A 16,659-nucleotide genomic window follows, 5' to 3' on the forward strand; every position below is an offset into this window, starting at 1 on the left:
TGAAGGCCATGGCGCCCGCCGGCGCCTCAGCCCAGTTGGCGCCGCCGGTGGATTTCGCCCACCAGCCAGCGCATGCGCTGCTTGGCCGCCTCGTCGGCCGTGCCGGCGACCACTTCCGCCTGCAGGCTATCGAGCTCGCGCCGCAGCGGCTCGGCCAGCAGCTTGGTGATGGCCGCATCGAATTCCTGTGTTGCAGGTGCCTCTTCAATCTCTTCGCGCAATACCGCCGTGCGCGCCGCGGCATAGACCTCGGCATACGGCGACTGGGCCAGGTGTTCGCTGAAGGCCGCGAAATTCACCTCGCCCTGGACCCCGTCGCAAGCGCTGACCAGGTGCGCCAGCACTTCGCTGTCGCCGCCCTCGCCTTCCAGCAGCAACGCACGGGCATCCTCGTCCAGCCGTGCCGACAGCGCCGGATAGCACATCAGCAATTGGATCACCCGCTGCTCCAGCCCGGTCGGAGCCTGGCGGCGCGCGCGCGGGCGCGGCTGGGCGAAGCGGCCGACCCGGGCCGGGTCGCTGCGCAGGCCGCAGATCGCTTCGATCTCCGCGGGTGTCGTACCGGTGGCATCGGCAAGTTCGCGCACAATCTGTAGCCGCAGCCCACCTGCCGGCATCGCCTGCAGCAGCGGCTTGGCCTCGTACTGGGCGCGGGCGCGACCCTCGGGCTGGCGCAGGTCCAGCTCCTCGGTGACCGACTGCAGCAGGAAGCGCGACAGCGGCATGGCATTGCGCACCTGCGCGGCGAAGGCCTCGGTGCCCTCTTCGCGCACATAGCTGTCGGGGTCGTGCTCGGCCGGCAGGAACAGGAAGCGGATGGTCTTGTTGTCGGCCACGTGCGGCAGGCAGGCTTCGAGCGCCCGCCGGGCGGCGCGCCGGCCCGCCGAATCGCCGTCGAACGAGAACACTACCGCGTCGGTCTGGCGCAGCAGCTTCTGCACGTGCACGGGCGTGCACGCCGTGCCCAGGGTGGCGACGGCGTTGGCAAAACCGAGCTGGGCCAGTGCCACGACGTCCATATATCCTTCGACCACCAGCACATAGCCGGTTTCCCGTATCGCATGGCGGGCCTCGAACAAGCCATACAGTTCGGTGCCCTTGCTGAACAGCGGGGTCTCGGGCGAGTTCAGGTACTTGGGCTCGCCCTGCCCCATGACGCGGCCGCCGAAGCCGATCACCGCGCCCTTGGTGTTGCGGATCGGGAACATGATGCGGTCGCGGAAGCGGTCGTAGCGCCGCGGCTTGCCGTCCGCGTCGCGCTTGTCGCTTTCGATCAGCAGGCCGGCCTCGACGAGGGGTGCGGCCACGTTGTCGTCGCGGTAGCTGCCGAACACCGCTTCCAGGCCCTGCCAGTCGTCCGGCGCATAGCCAAGGCCGAACTGGCCGGCGATCTCGCCGGTCAGCCCCCGCCCTTTCAGGTACTGGATCGCCTGCGGGGCGCCGCGCAGCTGGCGGCGATAGAAGTCGGTGGCGCGCGTCATGGCGTCCGACAGCGCCACCGAGCGCGCCTGTTGCTCGGCGCGCTGGCCGGGGGGCAGGCGATCGCGTTCCTCGGGCACGGTCATGCCGACCGACTGGGCCAGCTCGCGCACCGCCTCCGGGTAGGACTGGCCGGAAAATTCCATCAGGAAGCCGATGGCCGAGCCATGGGCGCCGCAGCCGAAGCAGTGGTAGAACTGCTTGGTCGGCGATACCGTGAACGACGGGGATTTCTCGTTATGGAACGGGCACAGTCCCATGAAATTGGCGCCGCCCTTCTTCAGCTGCACATACTTGCCCACCACATCGACAATGTCGACACGGTTGAGCAGGTCCTGAATAAAGGATTGCGGAATCACCCGACTGACCGTCCTGAGGCTTGGGCGTCCCACGGCGGGCGGCCCTTTTTGGAATGCGTGACCGGTGCGGCGCCCGGCTGCTATCGGAATATTGTAGTGCAGCGCGGAACGGCTGCCCGGATTGCTTCACATCTGCGCGCAACTCCTGTTAATTCATCAGGATTTTGAGCGCATCGCGCTTACAACCGATTAAATCAGTATTTACTTTGGTGCAAGCGCGGCCTTCACCAGGGCCGATACGGCGGTCATGTCGGCACGTCCGGCCAGCTTGCCCTTGAGCACGCCCATGACCTTGCCCATATCCTGCGGGCCGGCGGCGCCGGTGGCGGCCACGGCCTGCTGGACCTCGGCGGCCACTTCCTCATCCGACAGCGCGGCTGGCATGTAGACCTTCAGCACATCGACCTCGGCCAGTTCCTTGTCGGCGAGGTCATTGCGGCCGGCCTGCTGAAACTGCGCGATCGAGTCCTTGCGCTGCTTGATCAGCTTTTCGACCACGGCCAGCACGGCGCTGTCGTCCAGTTCGACGCGCTCGTCGACTTCGCGCTGCTTGATCGCCGCCAGCAGCAAGCGGATGGTGCCAAGGCGCTCGGTCTCGCGGGCGCGCATGGCGGTCTTCATGTCTTCGCTGATACGGGCTTTGAGGGACATCGTGATCTTCCAGAAAGTGGGCGGGCACTTACACATGGCGGGGGATGCCGCTGCTGCAAGGCCCATAACGCAAAAACCCGCCGAGCATACGCCACAGCGGGTCAGGGCAAGCGCGAAGCCGGTGTCAGTACAGCTTCTTCGGCAGCATCTGGCTGCGGATGCGCTTGTAGTGGCGTTTCTCTGCCGCAGCCTTCTTGCGCTTGCGCGCGGCGGTGGGTTTTTCGTAAAACTCGCGGGCCCGCAGTTCCGGGAGCAGGCCGTTCTTCTCGATGGTGCGCTTGAAACGGCGCAGTGCAACTTCAAAAGGCTCGTTTTCCTTGAGGCGGATCGTAGTCATTTGGCCGGAAAATGAAAGTATTTTCAGGATGGCGGCGTTACGAAGTTCTGGATTGTAGCACCAACAATCCGGCGCGGAAGTGGCGTGCTAAGGACATACTGAATGTGCCTCCAGCATCATAACTACAGACTGGTTCAGGCTGCCGATTGCCCGGCCCGGCCGTGCCGCGCCGCCTCTGCCGCGGCCTCCCCCGCCGCCACCGCGGAGGCCCAGGCCCACTGGAAGTTGTAGCCGCCGAGCCAGCCGGTCACGTCGACCACTTCGCCAATGAAATACAGGCCGGCCACGTCGCGCGCCATCATGGTGGTCGACGACAGTGCCCGGGTGTCGACCCCGCCCAGCGTGACCTCGGCCTTGCGATAGCCCTCGGTGCCGGACGGCACCAAGCGCCAGTCGTTGAGCGCGGCGCCGAGCTTGCGCAGCGCCTTGTCGGTCACGTCATGCAGCGGCATCGTCGCCGCGACGCCCGCGGCCGCGCACCAGGCCTCGGCCAGCCGCGACGGCAGCCGTTGCGCCAGCAGGTTGCCCAGGTGCTTGCGGCTGCCGGCCTTCTGCTCCAGCAACCAGGCGGCGGCGTCCTCGCCATCGAACAGGTCGATGGCGACCGGCGTGCCGGGATGCCAGTAGCTGGAGATCTGCAGCACCGCCGGGCCCGACAGGCCGCGGTGCGTCCACAGCAGGTCCTCGCGGAACGCGCCGGCGGCCTTGCCGCTGCCGGTGGCGATATCCACTTCCAGCGAGACTCCCGCCAGCGGCACGAACGGCGCCCAGTCCTTGCCATCGAAGGTCAGCGGCACCAGCGCCGGACGGGTCTCGACGATGCCCAGCCCGAACTGCCGGGCGATGCGGTAGCCGAAGTCGGTGGCGCCGATCTTGGGAATCGACAGGCCGCCGGTGGCCACCACCAGCGCCCCGGCCCGCACCGTGCCCGCGGCGGTGAGCAGCAGGAAGTCGTCGCCCTCGCGCCGGACTTCCGCGACCGCGCAGCCGGTCTGCCAGTGCACCTGCCCGGCGTCGCATTCGGCGCGCAGCATGGCGATCACGTCTTCGGCGCTGTCGTTGCAGAACAGCTGGCCGCGGTGTTTCTCATGCCAGTCGATGCCATGACGGCGCATCAGTGCCAGGAAATCCTGCGGCGTGTAGCGCGCCAGCGCCGAGCGGCAGAAGTGCGGATTGGACGACAGGTAGTTGGCGGGCCCGGCCTGCAGGTTGGTGAAGTTGCAGCGGCCGCCGCCCGAGATGCGGATCTTCTCGGCGAGCCGGGTGGCATGGTCGATCAGCACCACGCGCGCGCCCTTCTGCCCCGCCACCGCGGCGCACATCATGCCCGCGGCGCCGGCGCCCAGTACCGCCACGTCATACCGGCCGGTCCGGGCCTGGGCTGCCCCGCTCATTGCACGCCTCGCGAATCCATGTGTCTTGCCACCGCCTGAGAAAGGGCAGATTGTAGCGAAAAGCGCGCCGCGCGCCGCTGTGCTACCCTGCGCGCTTCCCGCAAACCCTTGTTCCGACGGCTGTTTCCCTGACCGGAGACGGCGTCATGGCTCCCATGCTTGTCCTCGGCATCGAATCTTCCTGCGACGAAACCGGCCTCGCCCTCTATGACACCGGCGCCGGCCTGCTCGCGCATGCGCTGCACTCGCAGATCGCCATGCACCGCGACTATGGCGGCGTGGTCCCCGAGCTGGCCTCGCGCGACCATATCCGCCGCGTGCTGCCGCTGCTGGAGCAGGTGCTGGCCGACGCCGGCCGCACTCGCCAGGACATCGACGCCATTGCCTTCACCCAGGGGCCCGGTCTGGCCGGCGCGCTGCTGGTCGGCGCCTCGGTGGCCAATGCGCTGGGCTTCGCACTGAACGTGCCGATGGTGGGCGTGCACCACCTGGAAGGCCACCTGCTGTCACCGCTGCTGACGCGCGAGCCGCCGCCATTCCCGTTCGTGGCGCTGCTGGTGTCGGGCGGGCATACGCAGCTGATGGAAGTGCGCGGCATCGGCGACTACGCGCTGCTGGGCGAAACCCTGGACGATGCCGCCGGCGAAGCCTTCGACAAGACCGCCAAGCTGCTCGGCCTGGGCTATCCGGGCGGGCCGGAAGTGTCGCGCCTGGCCGAGTTCGGCGTCCCCGGCGCGTTCGAGCTGCCGCGGCCGATGCTGCATTCGGGCAACCTGGATTTTTCCTTCGCCGGCCTGAAGACCGCGGTGCTGACGCAAACCCGCAAGCTGGCCAATACCTGCGAGCAGGATCGCGCCAACCTCGCGCGCGCCTTCGTCGATGCGATCGTCGACGTGCTGGCCGCCAAGTCGATGGCGGCGCTCAAACAGACCGGACACAAGCGGCTGGTGGTTGCCGGCGGCGTCGGCGCCAACCGGCAGCTGCGCGAACGGCTGGACCAGCTCGGCAGGCAGCGCAAGCTGGAGGTCTACTACCCTGACCTGGCGTTCTGCACCGACAACGGCGCGATGATCGCATTTGCTGGCGCGATGCGCTTGCAGGCCGCTCCCGAACTGGCGCGGCGCGAATACGGTTATGGCGTGACGCCGCGCTGGGATCTGGCGGATATCCGGTTGCCGTCGGCAGCCTGAGCTTGCCACGACACCACGCAAAGGCTCGCAGGCAACAAAAAAGCCACCAAATTCTGGTGGCTTTTTTGTGCCTGCGACGGACGCGATCAACCGACGCGCTTGTCCCGGTCGATCACCGCATACGCGCTGTGGTTGTGGATCGACTCGAAGTTCTCCGCCTCCAGCACATAGGCCACGATGCGCTCATCCGCATTGAGCCGCATGGCGATGTCGCGCACCAAGTCCTCGACGAACTTGGGGTTCTCGTAGGCACGCTCGGTGACGAACTTTTCGTCGGGCCGCTTGAGCAGTCCCCACAGCTCGCACGACGCTTCTTCTTCGGCCATGCGCACCAGCGCTTCCACCGGCAGCTCGCCGGCCAGCTCGACGTTCATGGTGATATGCGAACGCTGGTTGTGCGCACCGTATTGCGAAATCTTCTTCGAGCACGGGCACAGGCTGGTCACCGGCACCAGCGCCTTCAGGAACACCCGCGTGGCGCCGTTGCGCACCTCGCCGGTCAGCGTGACCTCGTAGTCCAGCAGCGACTCCACGCCCGACACCGGCGCGATCTTGCTGATGAAGTACGGGAACGTAACCTCGATGCGGCCGGCCTCGGCTTCGAGCTTCTCCAGCATCTTGTCCAGCATCAGCCGGAAGCTGGCCAGCTCCAGCGGCGCGCGCTCTTCCTCCAGCAACGCCACGAAGCGCGACATATGCGTGCCCTTCTGCTCGGCGGGCAGGTGCACGTCGAGGTTGAAGGTGCCAACGGTCGGCACGATGCCGGCCGGGGTCTTCAGGGTCACGGGATAGCGCACGCCCTTCACGCCGACACGCTGGATCGGGATCTGGCGGTTGTCGGGGCTCGACTGGACGTCGGGCATCACGAAGGCGGGGTTGATGTCATTCATCTACGGTTTCCTCCAGGGTCGCGCCAGGCAGGCGCAAGCCCTTACGGTCGCGGCATTTTCGCAGTCCCTCCATGCCGCGCAACGAGTGTGAAACCACGGGACCCGGCACTGGCGTGCCGACCCGCAGCTGCGAACACAAAAAACGGAGTGTAAGGGAATTCGGACGCACCCGTGGTGCAGCGGCCCGAATTCCCCTCTGGGATGGCAGGCGGTCAGGCCACGCGCGAGGCGACCGTGACCTGGGGCTGGTCGAGCCCGAAACGCTCGCGCACCGAGCGCTCGATGCCGGCCGCGTCGAGGCCGCATTGCTGCAGCAGGAAGGCCGGGTCGCCATGGTCGACGAAGCGGTCGGGCAGGCCCAGCGTCAGCACCGGCTTGTCGATGCCGGCCTCGGCCAGCGCTTCGAGCACGGCGCTGCCGGCACCGCCCATCACGCTGCCCTCTTCCACCGTCACCAGGTAGTCGTGGTCGGCGGCCAGGCGTTTGACCAGCGCCACGTCGAGCGGCTTGACGAAGCGCATGTCCGCCACCGTGGCGTCCAGCGCCTCGGCCGCGCCCAGCGCCGGCTGCACCATCGAGCCGAACGCCAGCAAGCCGACGCGGTGTCCGGCGCGCGCGCCGCCCTCGCGGCGCACCACGCCCTTGCCCACCGGCACCGGCGCAAGGTCGGCGGCGATCGCCGCGCCCGGGCCGGACCCGCGCGGATAGCGCACCGCGCCCGGGCAGTCCTGCTGGAACGCCGTGGTCAGCAACTGGCGGCACTCGTTCTCGTCGGACGGCGTCATCACCATCATGTTGGGGATGCAGCGCAGGTAGGCGATATCGTAGGCGCCCGCATGGGTCGCGCCGTCGGCGCCGACCAGGCCGGCGCGGTCCAGCGCGAACACCACCGGCAGGTTCTGCAGCGCCACGTCGTGGATCAACTGGTCGTAGCCGCGCTGCAGGAAGGTCGAGTAGATCGCCACCACGGGCTTCAGGCCCTCGCACGCCAGGCCGCCGGCAAAGGTCACCGCATGCTGCTCGGCGATGCCGACGTCGTAGTAGCGGTCCGGGAAGCGCTTCTCGAACTCGACCATGCCCGAGCCCTCGCGCATCGCCGGGGTGATGCCGACCAGGCGCCTGTCGGCCGCGGCCATGTCGCACAGCCAGTCGCCGAACACCTGGGTGTAGGTCTTGCGCGCGGGCTTGGCGGCCGGACGGATGCCTTCGGCCGGATTGAACTTGCCCGGGCCGTGGTAGAGGATGGGGTCGGCCTCGGCCAGCTTGTAGCCCTGGCCCTTCTTGGTGACCACGTGCAGGAACTGCGGGCCGCCGCCCTCGAGCGCGCGCTCGCGGATGTTCTGCAGCGTCGGCACCAGCGAGTTCAGGTCATGGCCGTCGATCGGGCCGATGTAATTGAAGCCGAATTCCTCGAACAGCGTCGCCGGCACCATCATGCCCTTGGCATGTTCCTCGAAGCGCTTGGCAAACTCCAGCACCGGCGGCGCCACCGACAGCACCTTTTCGATGCCCTTCTTGGTGGCGGCGTAGAACTGGCCGCTCAGCAGCCGCGCCAGGTGGCGGTTGAGCGCGCCCACCGGCGGCGAGATCGACATGTCGTTGTCGTTGAGCACCACCACCAGCGGCAGGTTCTTGTAGACGCCGGCGTTGTTCAGCGCCTCGAAGGCCATGCCCGCGGTCATCGCGCCATCGCCGATCACCGCCACCGAGACGCGCTTCTCGCCCAGCGTGCGCGCGCCCAGCGCCATGCCCAGCGCGGCCGAGATCGAGGTCGACGAGTGCGCGGTGCCGAAGGTGTCGTATTCGCTTTCGCTGCGGCGCGGGAAGCCCGAGATGCCACCCCACTGGCGCAGCGTGCGCATGCGCTCGCGGCGCCCGGTCAGGATCTTGTGCGGATAGCTCTGGTGGCCCACGTCCCACACCAGCCGGTCGTCGGGGGTGTTGAAGACATAGTGCAGCGCGATGGTCAGTTCGACCGTGCCCAGGTTGGACGACAGGTGGCCGCCGGTCTGCGAGACCGACTCCAGCACATAGGCGCGCAGTTCGTCGGCCAGGGTCTGGAGCTCGCGCCGGTCGAGCTTGCGCAGGTCCGCGGGGGCGTCAATCTTATTGAGGAGTGCGTAGGTCATGATGTCCGTTCGGCCGGCTCTAGTTTAATGCGTGCGCAGCACGATCAGGTCCGCCAGGTCGCGCAGGCGCGCGGCGCGCTCGCCGAAGCCGGCCAGCGCCTCGTAGGCCTCGGCGCGCAGCGACCCGGCCAGTTCACGAGCCGCGTCCAGCCCCAGCAGCGACACGTAGGTGGGCTTGTCGTGGGCGGCGTCCTTGCCGGCGGTCTTGCCCAGCGTCGCGGTATCCGCGGTGACGTCCAGAATATCGTCTACGACCTGGAACGCCAATCCCACCGCCGCCGCGTAGCGGTCCAGCGCGGCCAGCCCCGGGGCATCGATCTCGCCACACAGCGCGCCCATGCGCACGCTGGCGCGCAGCAGCGCGCCGGTCTTCATGCGGTGCATGGCTTCGAGCGCGTCGCGCGTCATGGCGCGGCCCACGTTCTGCAGGTCGATCGCCTGGCCGCCGGCCATGCCGGCCGACCCCGACGCCCGCGCCAGTTCCGCCACCAGCTGCAGCCGCACCGCGGGCGCGATCGGCCCGGCCTCCGCCAGCACGATGAAGGCCTGGGTCTGCAGCGCATCGCCTACCAGCAGCGCGGTGGCCTCGTCATAGGCCTTGTGCACGGTCGGGCGGCCGCGGCGCAGGTCGTCGTCGTCCATGCACGGCATGTCGTCGTGGACCAGCGAGTAGGCGTGGATCATCTCCACCGCGCACGCGGCCGCGTCGCAGGCCGCCGGGGCCGCGCCGCTGACCTCGCCGGCGGCATGGACCAGCAGCGGGCGCACGCGCTTGCCGCCACCCAGCGCAGCATAGCGCATCGCTTCATGCAGCGTATGCGGCACCGTGCCGGCGTCGGGCAGCGCCGCCTGCAGGGCGGCCTCGGTGCGCACGCCCTGCGCCTGCATCCATTGTGCGAAGTCGCTCATGCCTCGTCCGTCTCCTGCGATCCATTGCCGCCATTGCCCTCGCCCGCCAGCGGCCTGAGCGCGTCGCCCTCCAGTACCCGCACCTGCTGCTCGACCCGCTCCAGCTTCTGCTGGCAGTAGCGCACCAGCTCGGCGCCGCGGCGGTACGCCGCCAGCGAGGCCTCGAGCGGCAGCTCGCCGCTTTCCATGCTGGCCACCAGCGTCTCCAGTTCGGCCATCGCCGCCTCGTAGGAAGCGGGCGGCGCCGAGGGGGCGTCGGCGGGATTGTCGGTCTGGACCGGAGCGGTCGTGGGTTTTGGCATATCAGGCCCTGGAATCTGGAACCGGGGGAAACCCGGATGGGGAAGCCCGGATTTTACGCCAAAGCGCGGCCATGCCCCCATCTTGCAGGGGGATACCGCGCCCCGACCGGGTGCTTCCAATGCAGAAGTGACTTGTGCGCTCGGGTCGTCTTTCCGAATGCGGCCGGTACGGCACCCCGATGACGACCCGGGTCGACTTTTTCGCTAAAAAGGCAAAAAAATCAGTCCCTTAACTTTTCGGGTCGGGTACAATCTTTCGTTCGCCGACAGGGATTGCAAGCGTCCCGCCGGGCGACAGTCTTTCCCAAATCGATTCCATTTTCGATGGTTGGGTTGTTCACTGCTTTCACCTGTTCATCTGGGAGTGGGGATAATGTCCAATCTCAGCACCGCGCTCAACCTGGCGCCGGCTGATTCGCAACTGCCCGTCGGCGTCTACTTCGACGAAGCGCTGCATCATCAAGAACTCGAACTGCTGTTCCGGAATGGCCCGGGCTATGTCGGCCATGAACTGATGGTCCCGGAAACCGGCGACTACCACACGCTCAAGGCCGAGGACGAAGGCCGCATGCTGGTACGCAACGCCGCCGGCGTCGAGTTGATGTCCAACGTCTGCCGCCATCGCCAGGCCATCATGCTGAACGGCCGTGGCAACAAGCAGAACATCGTCTGCCCCCTGCACCGCTGGACCTACGACCTCAAGGGCGAACTGCTGGGCGCGCCGCACTTCGACAAGCAGCCCTGCCTGCACCTGAAGCGCTCGCCGCTGCAGAACTGGAACGGGCTGCTGTTCGAGGGCCCGCGCGACGTGCGCGCCGACCTGGCCCGCCTGGGCGTGGCGCAGGACCTGAACTTCGACGGCTACATGCTAGACCACGTCGAGGTGCACGAGTGCGACTACAACTGGAAGACCTTCATCGAGGTCTACCTCGAGGACTACCACGTGGTGCCGTTCCACCCGGGGCTGGGCAGCTTCGTCTCGTGCGACGACCTCAAGTGGGAGTTCGGCGAATGGCACAGCGTGCAGACCGTGGGCCTGCACGCCGGCCTGAAGCGACCCGGCAGCCCGACGTACCAGAAATGGCATGACGCGGTGCTGCGCTTCAACAACGGCGTGCTGCCCAAGCACGGCGCGATCTGGCTGACCTACTACCCCAACATCATGGTGGAGTGGTACCCGAACGTGCTGGTGATCTCGACGCTGCATCCGATCGGCCCGCGCAAGACCCGCAATGTGGTGGAGTTCTACTACCCCGAGGAAATCGCGCTGTTCGAGCGCGAGTTCGTCGAGGCCGAGCGCGCCGCCTACATGGAAACCTGCATCGAGGACGACGAGATCGCCGAGCGCATGGACGCCGGCCGACTGGCGCTGTTCAAGCGCGGCACCAGCGAGGTCGGCCCGTACCAGTCGCCGATGGAAGACGGCATGCAGCACTTCCATGAGTGGTACCGCCGCGCCATGGCCTACGCAGGCTAGTGCGATCAGCGCACAACGCAACCTGAAACGGACCGCCACGGCGGTCCGTTTTGTTTTGGCCAGCCATGTGCGCTGCTAGAATCATTGTCCGGCGCGATCGACGCGAGGCCGCAGAGCCCCGCTCGCGCGCCGGCACCCTCTCTCCTTCGCTCCCTGCCCGCTTCACCGCGCCCTCGCCATGCAATCGCTCTGGATGCTGTTCGCCGCCTTCGCCTTTTCGCTGATGGGGGTTGGCGTCAAGCTGGCGTCCGACCTCTACACCACCGGCGAGATCGTGTTCTACCGCGGCCTGATCAGCGTGGTCATCATGTGGGTGCTGCTGTCCTCGCGCGGGGTCTCGGTGCGCACGCCGTACATGCTGTCGCATATCAAGCGCAGCGTGTTCGGCGTGACCTCGCTGATGCTGTGGTTCACCTCGATCTCGCTGCTGCCGCTGGCCACCGCGATGACGCTGAACTACATGTCGCCGGTGTGGATCGCGCTGATCCTGGGCGCCAGCGCGGCGCTGGCCGGAACCGGCGGCAACGCCGACCGCCGCCTGGTGCTGGCCATCCTGCTGTCGTTCGCCGGCGTGATCTGCCTGCTGCAGCCGTCGGTGGGCAAGGACCAGCTGACCGGCGGCCTGGTCGGGCTGATCTCGGGCATGTTCACCGCGCTGGCCTATGTCGAGGTGCGGCAGCTCGGCCAGCTAGGCGAGCCCGAGGGCCGCATCGTGTTCTATTTCTCGCTGGTGGGCATGATCGCCGGGCTGGTGTGGATGCTGCTGGGCGGCACCAGCCCGCACACCTGGTACGGCGCCGGCCTGCTGCTGGCAATCGGCATCCTGGCCACGCTGGGCCAGACCGCGATGACGCGCGCCTACAAGCGCGGCAACACCCTGCTCACCGCCAACCTGCAATACGCCGGCATCGTCTTCTCCAGCGTGTGGGGCATGCTGATCTGGTCCGACCGCCTGAACTGGCTGTCGTGGCTGGGCATGGGGCTGATTATCGCCAGCGGCATCGCCACCACGCTGATGCGCGCACGCCAGGGCACCGACGCCAAGCCCACGCCCGCCACGCCGGTCAAGTCGCCGGAGGCGGAAGTGCACCCCGAGGTGTAGCATTCGGTAAGCCCGACCGCTCCGGATTTCATTCTCCGCTCGCTACAGGATTCCCATGCAGAAACCGCTGATTTCCGTCACCGCACTGCAGTCTCTGCTGGCCGGCCCCGGCCGCTGCGTCGTCATCGACTGCAGCTTCGACCTGGCCGACCCGGCCGCCGGCCGCGAAGCCTACCGCACCGGCCACCTGCCCGGCGCCTTCTACCTGCACCTGGACAACGAGCTGTCCGGTCCCAAGACCGGCCGCAACGGCCGCCATCCGCTGCCGGACGCCGACGACCTGGTCGCGCGCCTGCAGGCGCTGGGCATCGACAACGACACCCCGGTGGTCGCCTACGACGCCCAGGGCGGCATGTTCGCCGCGCGGCTGTGGTGGCTGTTGCGCTGGATCGGCCACGATGCCGTGGCCGTGCTCGATGGCGGCAAGGACGCGTGGGTCAAGGCCGGCCTGCCGCTGGAGCACGATGCCGCGGCAGAGCCCGAGGTGCCGGGCACGATACGCCGCGGCAAGTCGCTTGTGCCGACGGTCGACGCGGACGCGCTGGTTGCCAATCTCGACCAGCGGCGGCTGCTGGTGGTCGATGCGCGCGCGCCCGACCGCTTCCGCGGCGAAAACGAGACCCTGGACCCGGTCGGCGGCCATATCCCGGGCGCGGTCAATCGATTCTTCAAGGACAACCTGGACGCGGAAGGCCGCTTCAAGCCGGCCTCGACCCTGCGCGCGGAATTCGGCGCGGTGCTGGGCACGCACGCCGCCGCGCAGGCGGTAATGCAGTGCGGCTCGGGCGTCACGGCCTGCCACAACCTGCTGGCGCTGGAAGCCGCCGGCCTGCGCGGCGCGGCGCTGTACCCGGGCTCGTGGAGCGAATGGTGCGCGGATCCGGCGCGCCCTGTTGCCACTGGGGCCACCGGGCCGGCCTGAGCCGGCTAGCGTGACGACGCGACCGGCGCGGCGTGGCTGTGCCCGTCGTGGCCGTGGCTGTGGCTCTCGTGCACGCCGTTGGTGATGAAGACGATGGCCGAGATCCCCGCGGCTACCAGCACCACCTGGATCGCCGACTCGCGCCAGCGCGGCCTGCGCTGCATCTGCGGCATCAGGTCGCTGACGGCGATATAGATAAAGCTGCTGGCCGCGATCACCAGCACGTACGGAATCCACCCGCTCAGCTGGTCGAGCAGGAAGTACCCGACCACCCCGCCGGCAATCGCCGCCAGGCTCGACAGCAGGTTGAAGGCAAAGGCGCGCGCCTTCGAGAAGCCGGCGTTGAGCAGCACGATAAAGTCGCCCACCTCTTGCGGGATCTCGTGCGCCGCGATCGCCAGCGCGGTGACCACGCCGATATGCGGGTCGGCCAGGAAGGCCGCCGCGATCACGATGCCGTCGGCAAAGTTGTGGAAGGTGTCGCCGACCAGGATGGTCAGGCCGCTGCGGCCCGCTTCCTCGCGGTCATGGCCGTGGTGGTGGTGGTGCCCGTCGCCCTCGTGATGGTGCGAATGGCGCAGCAGCGAGAGCTTTTCCAGCAGGAAAAAACCCAGCAGCCCGGCCAGCAAGGTGCCGAACAGCGCGCGCGGATCGGCGCCCGACTCGAACGCCTCCGGCAGCGAATGCAGCAGCGCGGTGGCCAGCAGCACGCCCACCGAGAAGCTCACCATGCGCTCGACCACGCGGGACGCCACCGTCAGCGACAGCAGCGCCGCCCCGAAGATGCTGCCCACCCCCGAGATCGTGGCGGCGAGCAGGATATACAAAAGCGTCGAATGGATGATGGGCTCCCGGGGTGGCGGTGCCGGGCGGCCCCGCCGTTCCGCCCGCATCGCGCCGGGCGGCAAACGCAACAATGTTGCAATAACTCAAAGGCCGCATTGTACGTATCCGCCGGGACTTTGCAATCCTGCCGTCGGCCGGCCCCACGGGCGGGGCCGGGTGCCAGGTCAGGCGACGCCGTGCTGCCGGAACCAGTCCAGGCACTTCTGCCAGCCGTCCCTGGCATCGGCCTCGCGGTAGCTGGGCCGGTAGTCCGCATGGAAGGCGTGGCCGGACTCGGGATAGACGATAAAGCGCGAGGCTTTGGCGTCCGGGTCGGACGACGACGCCAGCGCGGCCTTCATCTTTTCCACATGCGCCAGCGGAATGCCGCTGTCCTTGCCGCCGTACAGGCCCAGCACCGGCGCATGGAGCTGGCCGACCAGGTCGACGGGATTCTTCGGCTTGATCGGCGTCGGCTCGGGCGAGAGCTGGCCGTACCAGGCCACGCCGGCCTTCAGGCGCTGGCTGTGCGCCGCGTAGAGCCAGGTCATGCGGCCACCCCAGCAGAAACCGGTGATGGCCAGGCGCGAGACATCGCCGCCGTTGGCGCCGGCCCAGGCTACTGCGGCGTCCAGGTCGCCCATCACCTGGGCGTCGGGCACTTTGGCGATGACTTCGCGCTGCAACTCCTGGATGGTGCCGAAGCTCTCCGGATCGCCCTGGCGCGCGAACAGTTCCGGCGCGATCGCCAGGTAACCCAGCTTGGCAAAGCGCCGGCACACATCGGCGATATATTCGTGCACGCCGAAGATCTCGCTGACCACCAGCACCACCGGCAGGTTCTTCTTGCCTTCCGGCTGGGCCCGGTAGGCCGGCATGCTGAAACCGCCCGACGGGATCGTGACCTCGCCGGCGTTGAGGCCTGCAAAATCGGTCTTGATGGCCTGCTGCGCCATCACCGGCAGCGCAGCGGCCGCAAAGGCCGAACCCAGCGCGGTCTTGACAAAGCCGCGGCGGTCGAAGGCCTGGCCGGGGACCAGGCTGTCCACTTCTGGTTTGAGCATGCTTGTCTCCAGGATCGTTGGTGGCTGGGCCGCGATGCGGTGCCAGCGCCAGATTTTAAGCAGACATGGAGAAAACATGGCGGCGCAGGCCTGCCGGCGCCCCCACCCACAAGCGGGGGGCCCGGGCCATGCGTCAGTGCAGCTTGACGCGCGGACTGGTCTTGCTGCGCAACCAGTGCGAGACGGTGTCCAGCGCCATCCCCACCGCGCCGTGCAGCGCCATTACGTGCATCCGGTACAGCGAGGTGTACATGAAGCGCGCCATCAGCCCTTCGATGAACATCGAGCCGCCGATCAGCCCGCCCATCAGGCTGCCCACCGCGCTGAAGTGCCCCAGCGACACTAGCGAGCCGAAGTCCTTGAAGGCGAACTTCGGCAGCGGCCGCCCCGCCAGCCGCGCGCACAGCGCTTCGTAAAGGAAGGTGGCCTGCTGGTGCGCGGCCTGCGCGCGCGGCGGCACCGAGGTCTGCTTCTCCGGCCACGGACAGCTGGCGCAATCGCCAAAGGCAAAGATGTCCGGGTCACCCTCGCTCTGCAGCGTCGGGCCCACCACGATCTGGCCCTGCCGGCTGACCGGCAGGCCCAGGCTGGCCAGCACCGCGGGCGCGGTGATGCCGGCGGCCCACACCGTCAGGTCGGCATCGATGGTCTTGCCGCTGGCGGTCAGCACGGCCTGCGGCGTGACTTCGGTCACGCGCTCGCTGGTGAAGACGTCGACATCCAGCTTCCGGAGCAGCTTGGCGGTCTCGGCCGAGACCCGCTCGGACAGCGCCGGCAGGATGCGCGGACCGGCCTCGATCACGTGGATGCGCACGTCACGGCGCGGATCGAGCCGATGCAGGCCATAGGCGCTGAGCACATGCGCGGTGTTGCGCAGCTCCGCCGACAGCTCGACGCCGGTGGCGCCGGCGCCGATGATGGCCACGTCCACGCGCGGCCGGCCGTCATCGCCGACGCGTGCGCGCCCGTTCTGGGCGCGCACGCAGGCGGCGATCAGCCGCTTGCGGAAGCGCTCAGCCTGGGCCACGGTGTCCAGCGCAATAGCGTGCTCGTCGGCGCCCGGCACGCCGAAGAAATGCGTGACGCAGCCGATCGCCAGCACCAGCGTGTCATACGGCAATTCACGCGCGGGCAGCAGCTCGGCGCCGTCCTGGTCGACGCAAGCCGATACCGAGATGGTCTTGCGGGCACGGTCGATGCCGGTCAGCTCGCCCTGCTGGAACTCGAAATGATGCCAGCGCGCCTGCGCCGCGTATTCGAGCTGGTGGGTGTTGGGATCCATGCTGCCGGCGGCGACTTCATGCAGCAGCGGTTTCCAGATATGGGTAGGCAGGCGGTCTACCAGCACCACCTGCGCCGCGCCCTTGCGGCCGAGCTTGTCGCCCAGCTTCGTTACCAGTTCCAGCCCCCCTGCTCCGCCGCCGACGACGACGATGCGGTGCGCTCTTGTTTCTGTCATGGTCTACCTGCTGCGTTTTTATAAATTCTTGCCTGAGGCGTTTACCACAGTCTGCTGCATTGCAGCATGGCTGGCAAGCGCCGCACGCTGACTCAGCAGTCGCTTCATTCGATACCACCACGCAGGGCAGCGAGCCGGCCGGGGCGTCGGCTCACCGGGAGGCCCCGGGG

General features: G+C 68.0%; 15 protein-coding genes. 4 read left to right on the plus strand and 11 right to left on the minus strand.

Going from position 1 to position 16,659, the window contains the following annotated elements; all coding sequences use genetic code 11:
• Nucleotides 1-26 precede the first annotated feature (26 nt).
• The 4 genes from dnaG to ACEI37_RS22430 form a co-directional block, all read right to left on the minus strand.
• Complete coding sequence (dnaG, locus tag ACEI37_RS22415; RefSeq protein WP_062801286.1) at nucleotides 27-1,838, minus strand: DNA primase; 1,812 nt, start codon at nucleotides 1,836-1,838, stop codon at nucleotides 27-29.
• Between the two features lie 201 nt (nucleotides 1,839-2,039).
• Nucleotides 2,040-2,489 (minus strand): GatB/YqeY domain-containing protein, encoded by a 450-nt coding sequence (locus ACEI37_RS22420; RefSeq protein WP_265921439.1) that lies wholly within the window; start codon nucleotides 2,487-2,489, stop codon nucleotides 2,040-2,042.
• Nucleotides 2,490-2,613: 124 nt separating this feature from the next.
• On the minus strand, nucleotides 2,614-2,826 hold the full coding sequence (gene rpsU / locus ACEI37_RS22425; protein WP_012353470.1) for a 30S ribosomal protein S21: 213 nt from the start codon (nucleotides 2,824-2,826) through the stop codon (nucleotides 2,614-2,616).
• Between the two features lie 134 nt (nucleotides 2,827-2,960).
• Nucleotides 2,961-4,220, minus strand: a complete 1,260-nt coding sequence (locus ACEI37_RS22430; RefSeq protein ID WP_373378208.1) for an NAD(P)/FAD-dependent oxidoreductase — start codon at nucleotides 4,218-4,220, stop codon at nucleotides 2,961-2,963.
• 155 nt (nucleotides 4,221-4,375) lie between these two features.
• Between ACEI37_RS22430 and tsaD the strand changes: the two genes are divergently transcribed.
• Entirely contained in the window at nucleotides 4,376-5,410 is a 1,035-nt protein-coding gene (tsaD, locus tag ACEI37_RS22435; RefSeq protein ID WP_111521384.1) for a tRNA (adenosine(37)-N6)-threonylcarbamoyltransferase complex transferase subunit TsaD, read from the plus strand.
• An 86-nt stretch (nucleotides 5,411-5,496) separates the two neighbouring features.
• Here the strand turns inward: tsaD and folE2 are convergent, their stop codons facing one another.
• From folE2 to ACEI37_RS22455, 4 genes are all read right to left on the minus strand, one after another.
• Nucleotides 5,497-6,300: a GTP cyclohydrolase FolE2 gene (gene folE2 / locus ACEI37_RS22440; RefSeq protein ID WP_373378209.1), complete on the minus strand. Its 804-nt coding sequence runs from the start codon at nucleotides 6,298-6,300 to the stop codon at nucleotides 5,497-5,499.
• A 212-nt stretch (nucleotides 6,301-6,512) separates the two neighbouring features.
• Entirely contained in the window at nucleotides 6,513-8,429 is a 1,917-nt protein-coding gene (gene dxs / locus ACEI37_RS22445) for a 1-deoxy-D-xylulose-5-phosphate synthase (RefSeq protein ID WP_373378210.1), read from the minus strand.
• A 24-nt stretch (nucleotides 8,430-8,453) separates the two neighbouring features.
• Complete coding sequence (locus ACEI37_RS22450) at nucleotides 8,454-9,338, minus strand: polyprenyl synthetase family protein (protein ID WP_373378211.1); 885 nt, start codon at nucleotides 9,336-9,338, stop codon at nucleotides 8,454-8,456.
• The gene (locus ACEI37_RS22455) at nucleotides 9,335-9,640 is read right to left on the minus strand and encodes an exodeoxyribonuclease VII small subunit (RefSeq protein ID WP_373378212.1); all 306 of its coding nucleotides are present in this window, start codon (nucleotides 9,638-9,640) and stop codon (nucleotides 9,335-9,337) included. Before ACEI37_RS22455 ends, ACEI37_RS22450 begins: the two co-directional genes overlap by 4 nt.
• A gap of 373 nt (nucleotides 9,641-10,013) precedes the next feature.
• Between ACEI37_RS22455 and ACEI37_RS22460 the strand changes: the two genes are divergently transcribed.
• The 3 genes from ACEI37_RS22460 to ACEI37_RS22470 all read left to right on the plus strand — a co-directional run bounded on the left by ACEI37_RS22460 (nucleotide 10,014) and on the right by ACEI37_RS22470 (nucleotide 13,141).
• Entirely contained in the window at nucleotides 10,014-11,117 is a 1,104-nt protein-coding gene (locus ACEI37_RS22460; protein ID WP_373378213.1) for an aromatic ring-hydroxylating dioxygenase subunit alpha, read from the plus strand.
• Nucleotides 11,118-11,295: 178 nt separating this feature from the next.
• Complete coding sequence (locus ACEI37_RS22465) at nucleotides 11,296-12,219, plus strand: DMT family transporter (RefSeq protein ID WP_116312884.1); 924 nt, start codon at nucleotides 11,296-11,298, stop codon at nucleotides 12,217-12,219.
• 55 nt (nucleotides 12,220-12,274) lie between these two features.
• Nucleotides 12,275-13,141: a sulfurtransferase gene (locus tag ACEI37_RS22470; RefSeq protein WP_373378214.1), complete on the plus strand. Its 867-nt coding sequence runs from the start codon at nucleotides 12,275-12,277 to the stop codon at nucleotides 13,139-13,141.
• Between the two features lie 5 nt (nucleotides 13,142-13,146).
• Here the strand turns inward: ACEI37_RS22470 and ACEI37_RS22475 are convergent, their stop codons facing one another.
• The 3 genes from ACEI37_RS22475 to ACEI37_RS22485 form a co-directional block, all read right to left on the minus strand.
• Entirely contained in the window at nucleotides 13,147-14,034 is an 888-nt protein-coding gene (locus ACEI37_RS22475; RefSeq protein WP_373380302.1) for a ZIP family metal transporter, read from the minus strand.
• A 117-nt stretch (nucleotides 14,035-14,151) separates the two neighbouring features.
• Nucleotides 14,152-15,030, minus strand: a complete 879-nt coding sequence (locus tag ACEI37_RS22480; protein ID WP_373378215.1) for a dienelactone hydrolase family protein — start codon at nucleotides 15,028-15,030, stop codon at nucleotides 14,152-14,154.
• Between the two features lie 133 nt (nucleotides 15,031-15,163).
• Nucleotides 15,164-16,489, minus strand: a complete 1,326-nt coding sequence (locus ACEI37_RS22485) for an NAD(P)/FAD-dependent oxidoreductase (RefSeq protein WP_373378216.1) — start codon at nucleotides 16,487-16,489, stop codon at nucleotides 15,164-15,166.
• Nucleotides 16,490-16,659 lie beyond the last annotated feature (170 nt).

The organism is Cupriavidus nantongensis (genome assembly GCF_041726985.1).
Classification (GTDB): domain Bacteria; phylum Pseudomonadota; class Gammaproteobacteria; order Burkholderiales; family Burkholderiaceae; genus Cupriavidus; species Cupriavidus nantongensis_A.

Excerpts from the sequence above, each read along its gene's own strand:
- tsaD (WP_111521384.1), top strand. The coding sequence starts at position 4,376 with ATGCTTGTCCTCGGCATCGAATCTTCCTGCGACGAAACCGGCCTCGCC.
- ACEI37_RS22420 (WP_265921439.1), bottom strand. The coding sequence starts at position 2,489 with ATGTCCCTCAAAGCCCGTATCAGCGAAGACATGAAGACCGCCATGCGC.
- ACEI37_RS22485 (WP_373378216.1), bottom strand. The coding sequence starts at position 16,489 with ATGACAGAAACAAGAGCGCACCGCATCGTCGTCGTCGGCGGCGGAGCA.
- ACEI37_RS22460 (WP_373378213.1), top strand. The coding sequence starts at position 10,014 with ATGTCCAATCTCAGCACCGCGCTCAACCTGGCGCCGGCTGATTCGCAA.
- ACEI37_RS22430 (WP_373378208.1), bottom strand. The coding sequence starts at position 4,220 with ATGAGCGGGGCAGCCCAGGCCCGGACCGGCCGGTATGACGTGGCGGTA.
- rpsU (WP_012353470.1), bottom strand. The coding sequence starts at position 2,826 with ATGACTACGATCCGCCTCAAGGAAAACGAGCCTTTTGAAGTTGCACTG.
- ACEI37_RS22470 (WP_373378214.1), top strand. The coding sequence starts at position 12,275 with ATGCAGAAACCGCTGATTTCCGTCACCGCACTGCAGTCTCTGCTGGCC.
- dxs (WP_373378210.1), bottom strand. The coding sequence starts at position 8,429 with ATGACCTACGCACTCCTCAATAAGATTGACGCCCCCGCGGACCTGCGC.
- ACEI37_RS22480 (WP_373378215.1), bottom strand. The coding sequence starts at position 15,030 with ATGCTCAAACCAGAAGTGGACAGCCTGGTCCCCGGCCAGGCCTTCGAC.
- folE2 (WP_373378209.1), bottom strand. The coding sequence starts at position 6,300 with ATGAATGACATCAACCCCGCCTTCGTGATGCCCGACGTCCAGTCGAGC.
- ACEI37_RS22455 (WP_373378212.1), bottom strand. The coding sequence starts at position 9,640 with ATGCCAAAACCCACGACCGCTCCGGTCCAGACCGACAATCCCGCCGAC.
- ACEI37_RS22475 (WP_373380302.1), bottom strand. The coding sequence starts at position 14,034 with ATGCGGGCGGAACGGCGGGGCCGCCCGGCACCGCCACCCCGGGAGCCC.
- ACEI37_RS22465 (WP_116312884.1), top strand. The coding sequence starts at position 11,296 with ATGCAATCGCTCTGGATGCTGTTCGCCGCCTTCGCCTTTTCGCTGATG.
- ACEI37_RS22450 (WP_373378211.1), bottom strand. The coding sequence starts at position 9,338 with ATGAGCGACTTCGCACAATGGATGCAGGCGCAGGGCGTGCGCACCGAG.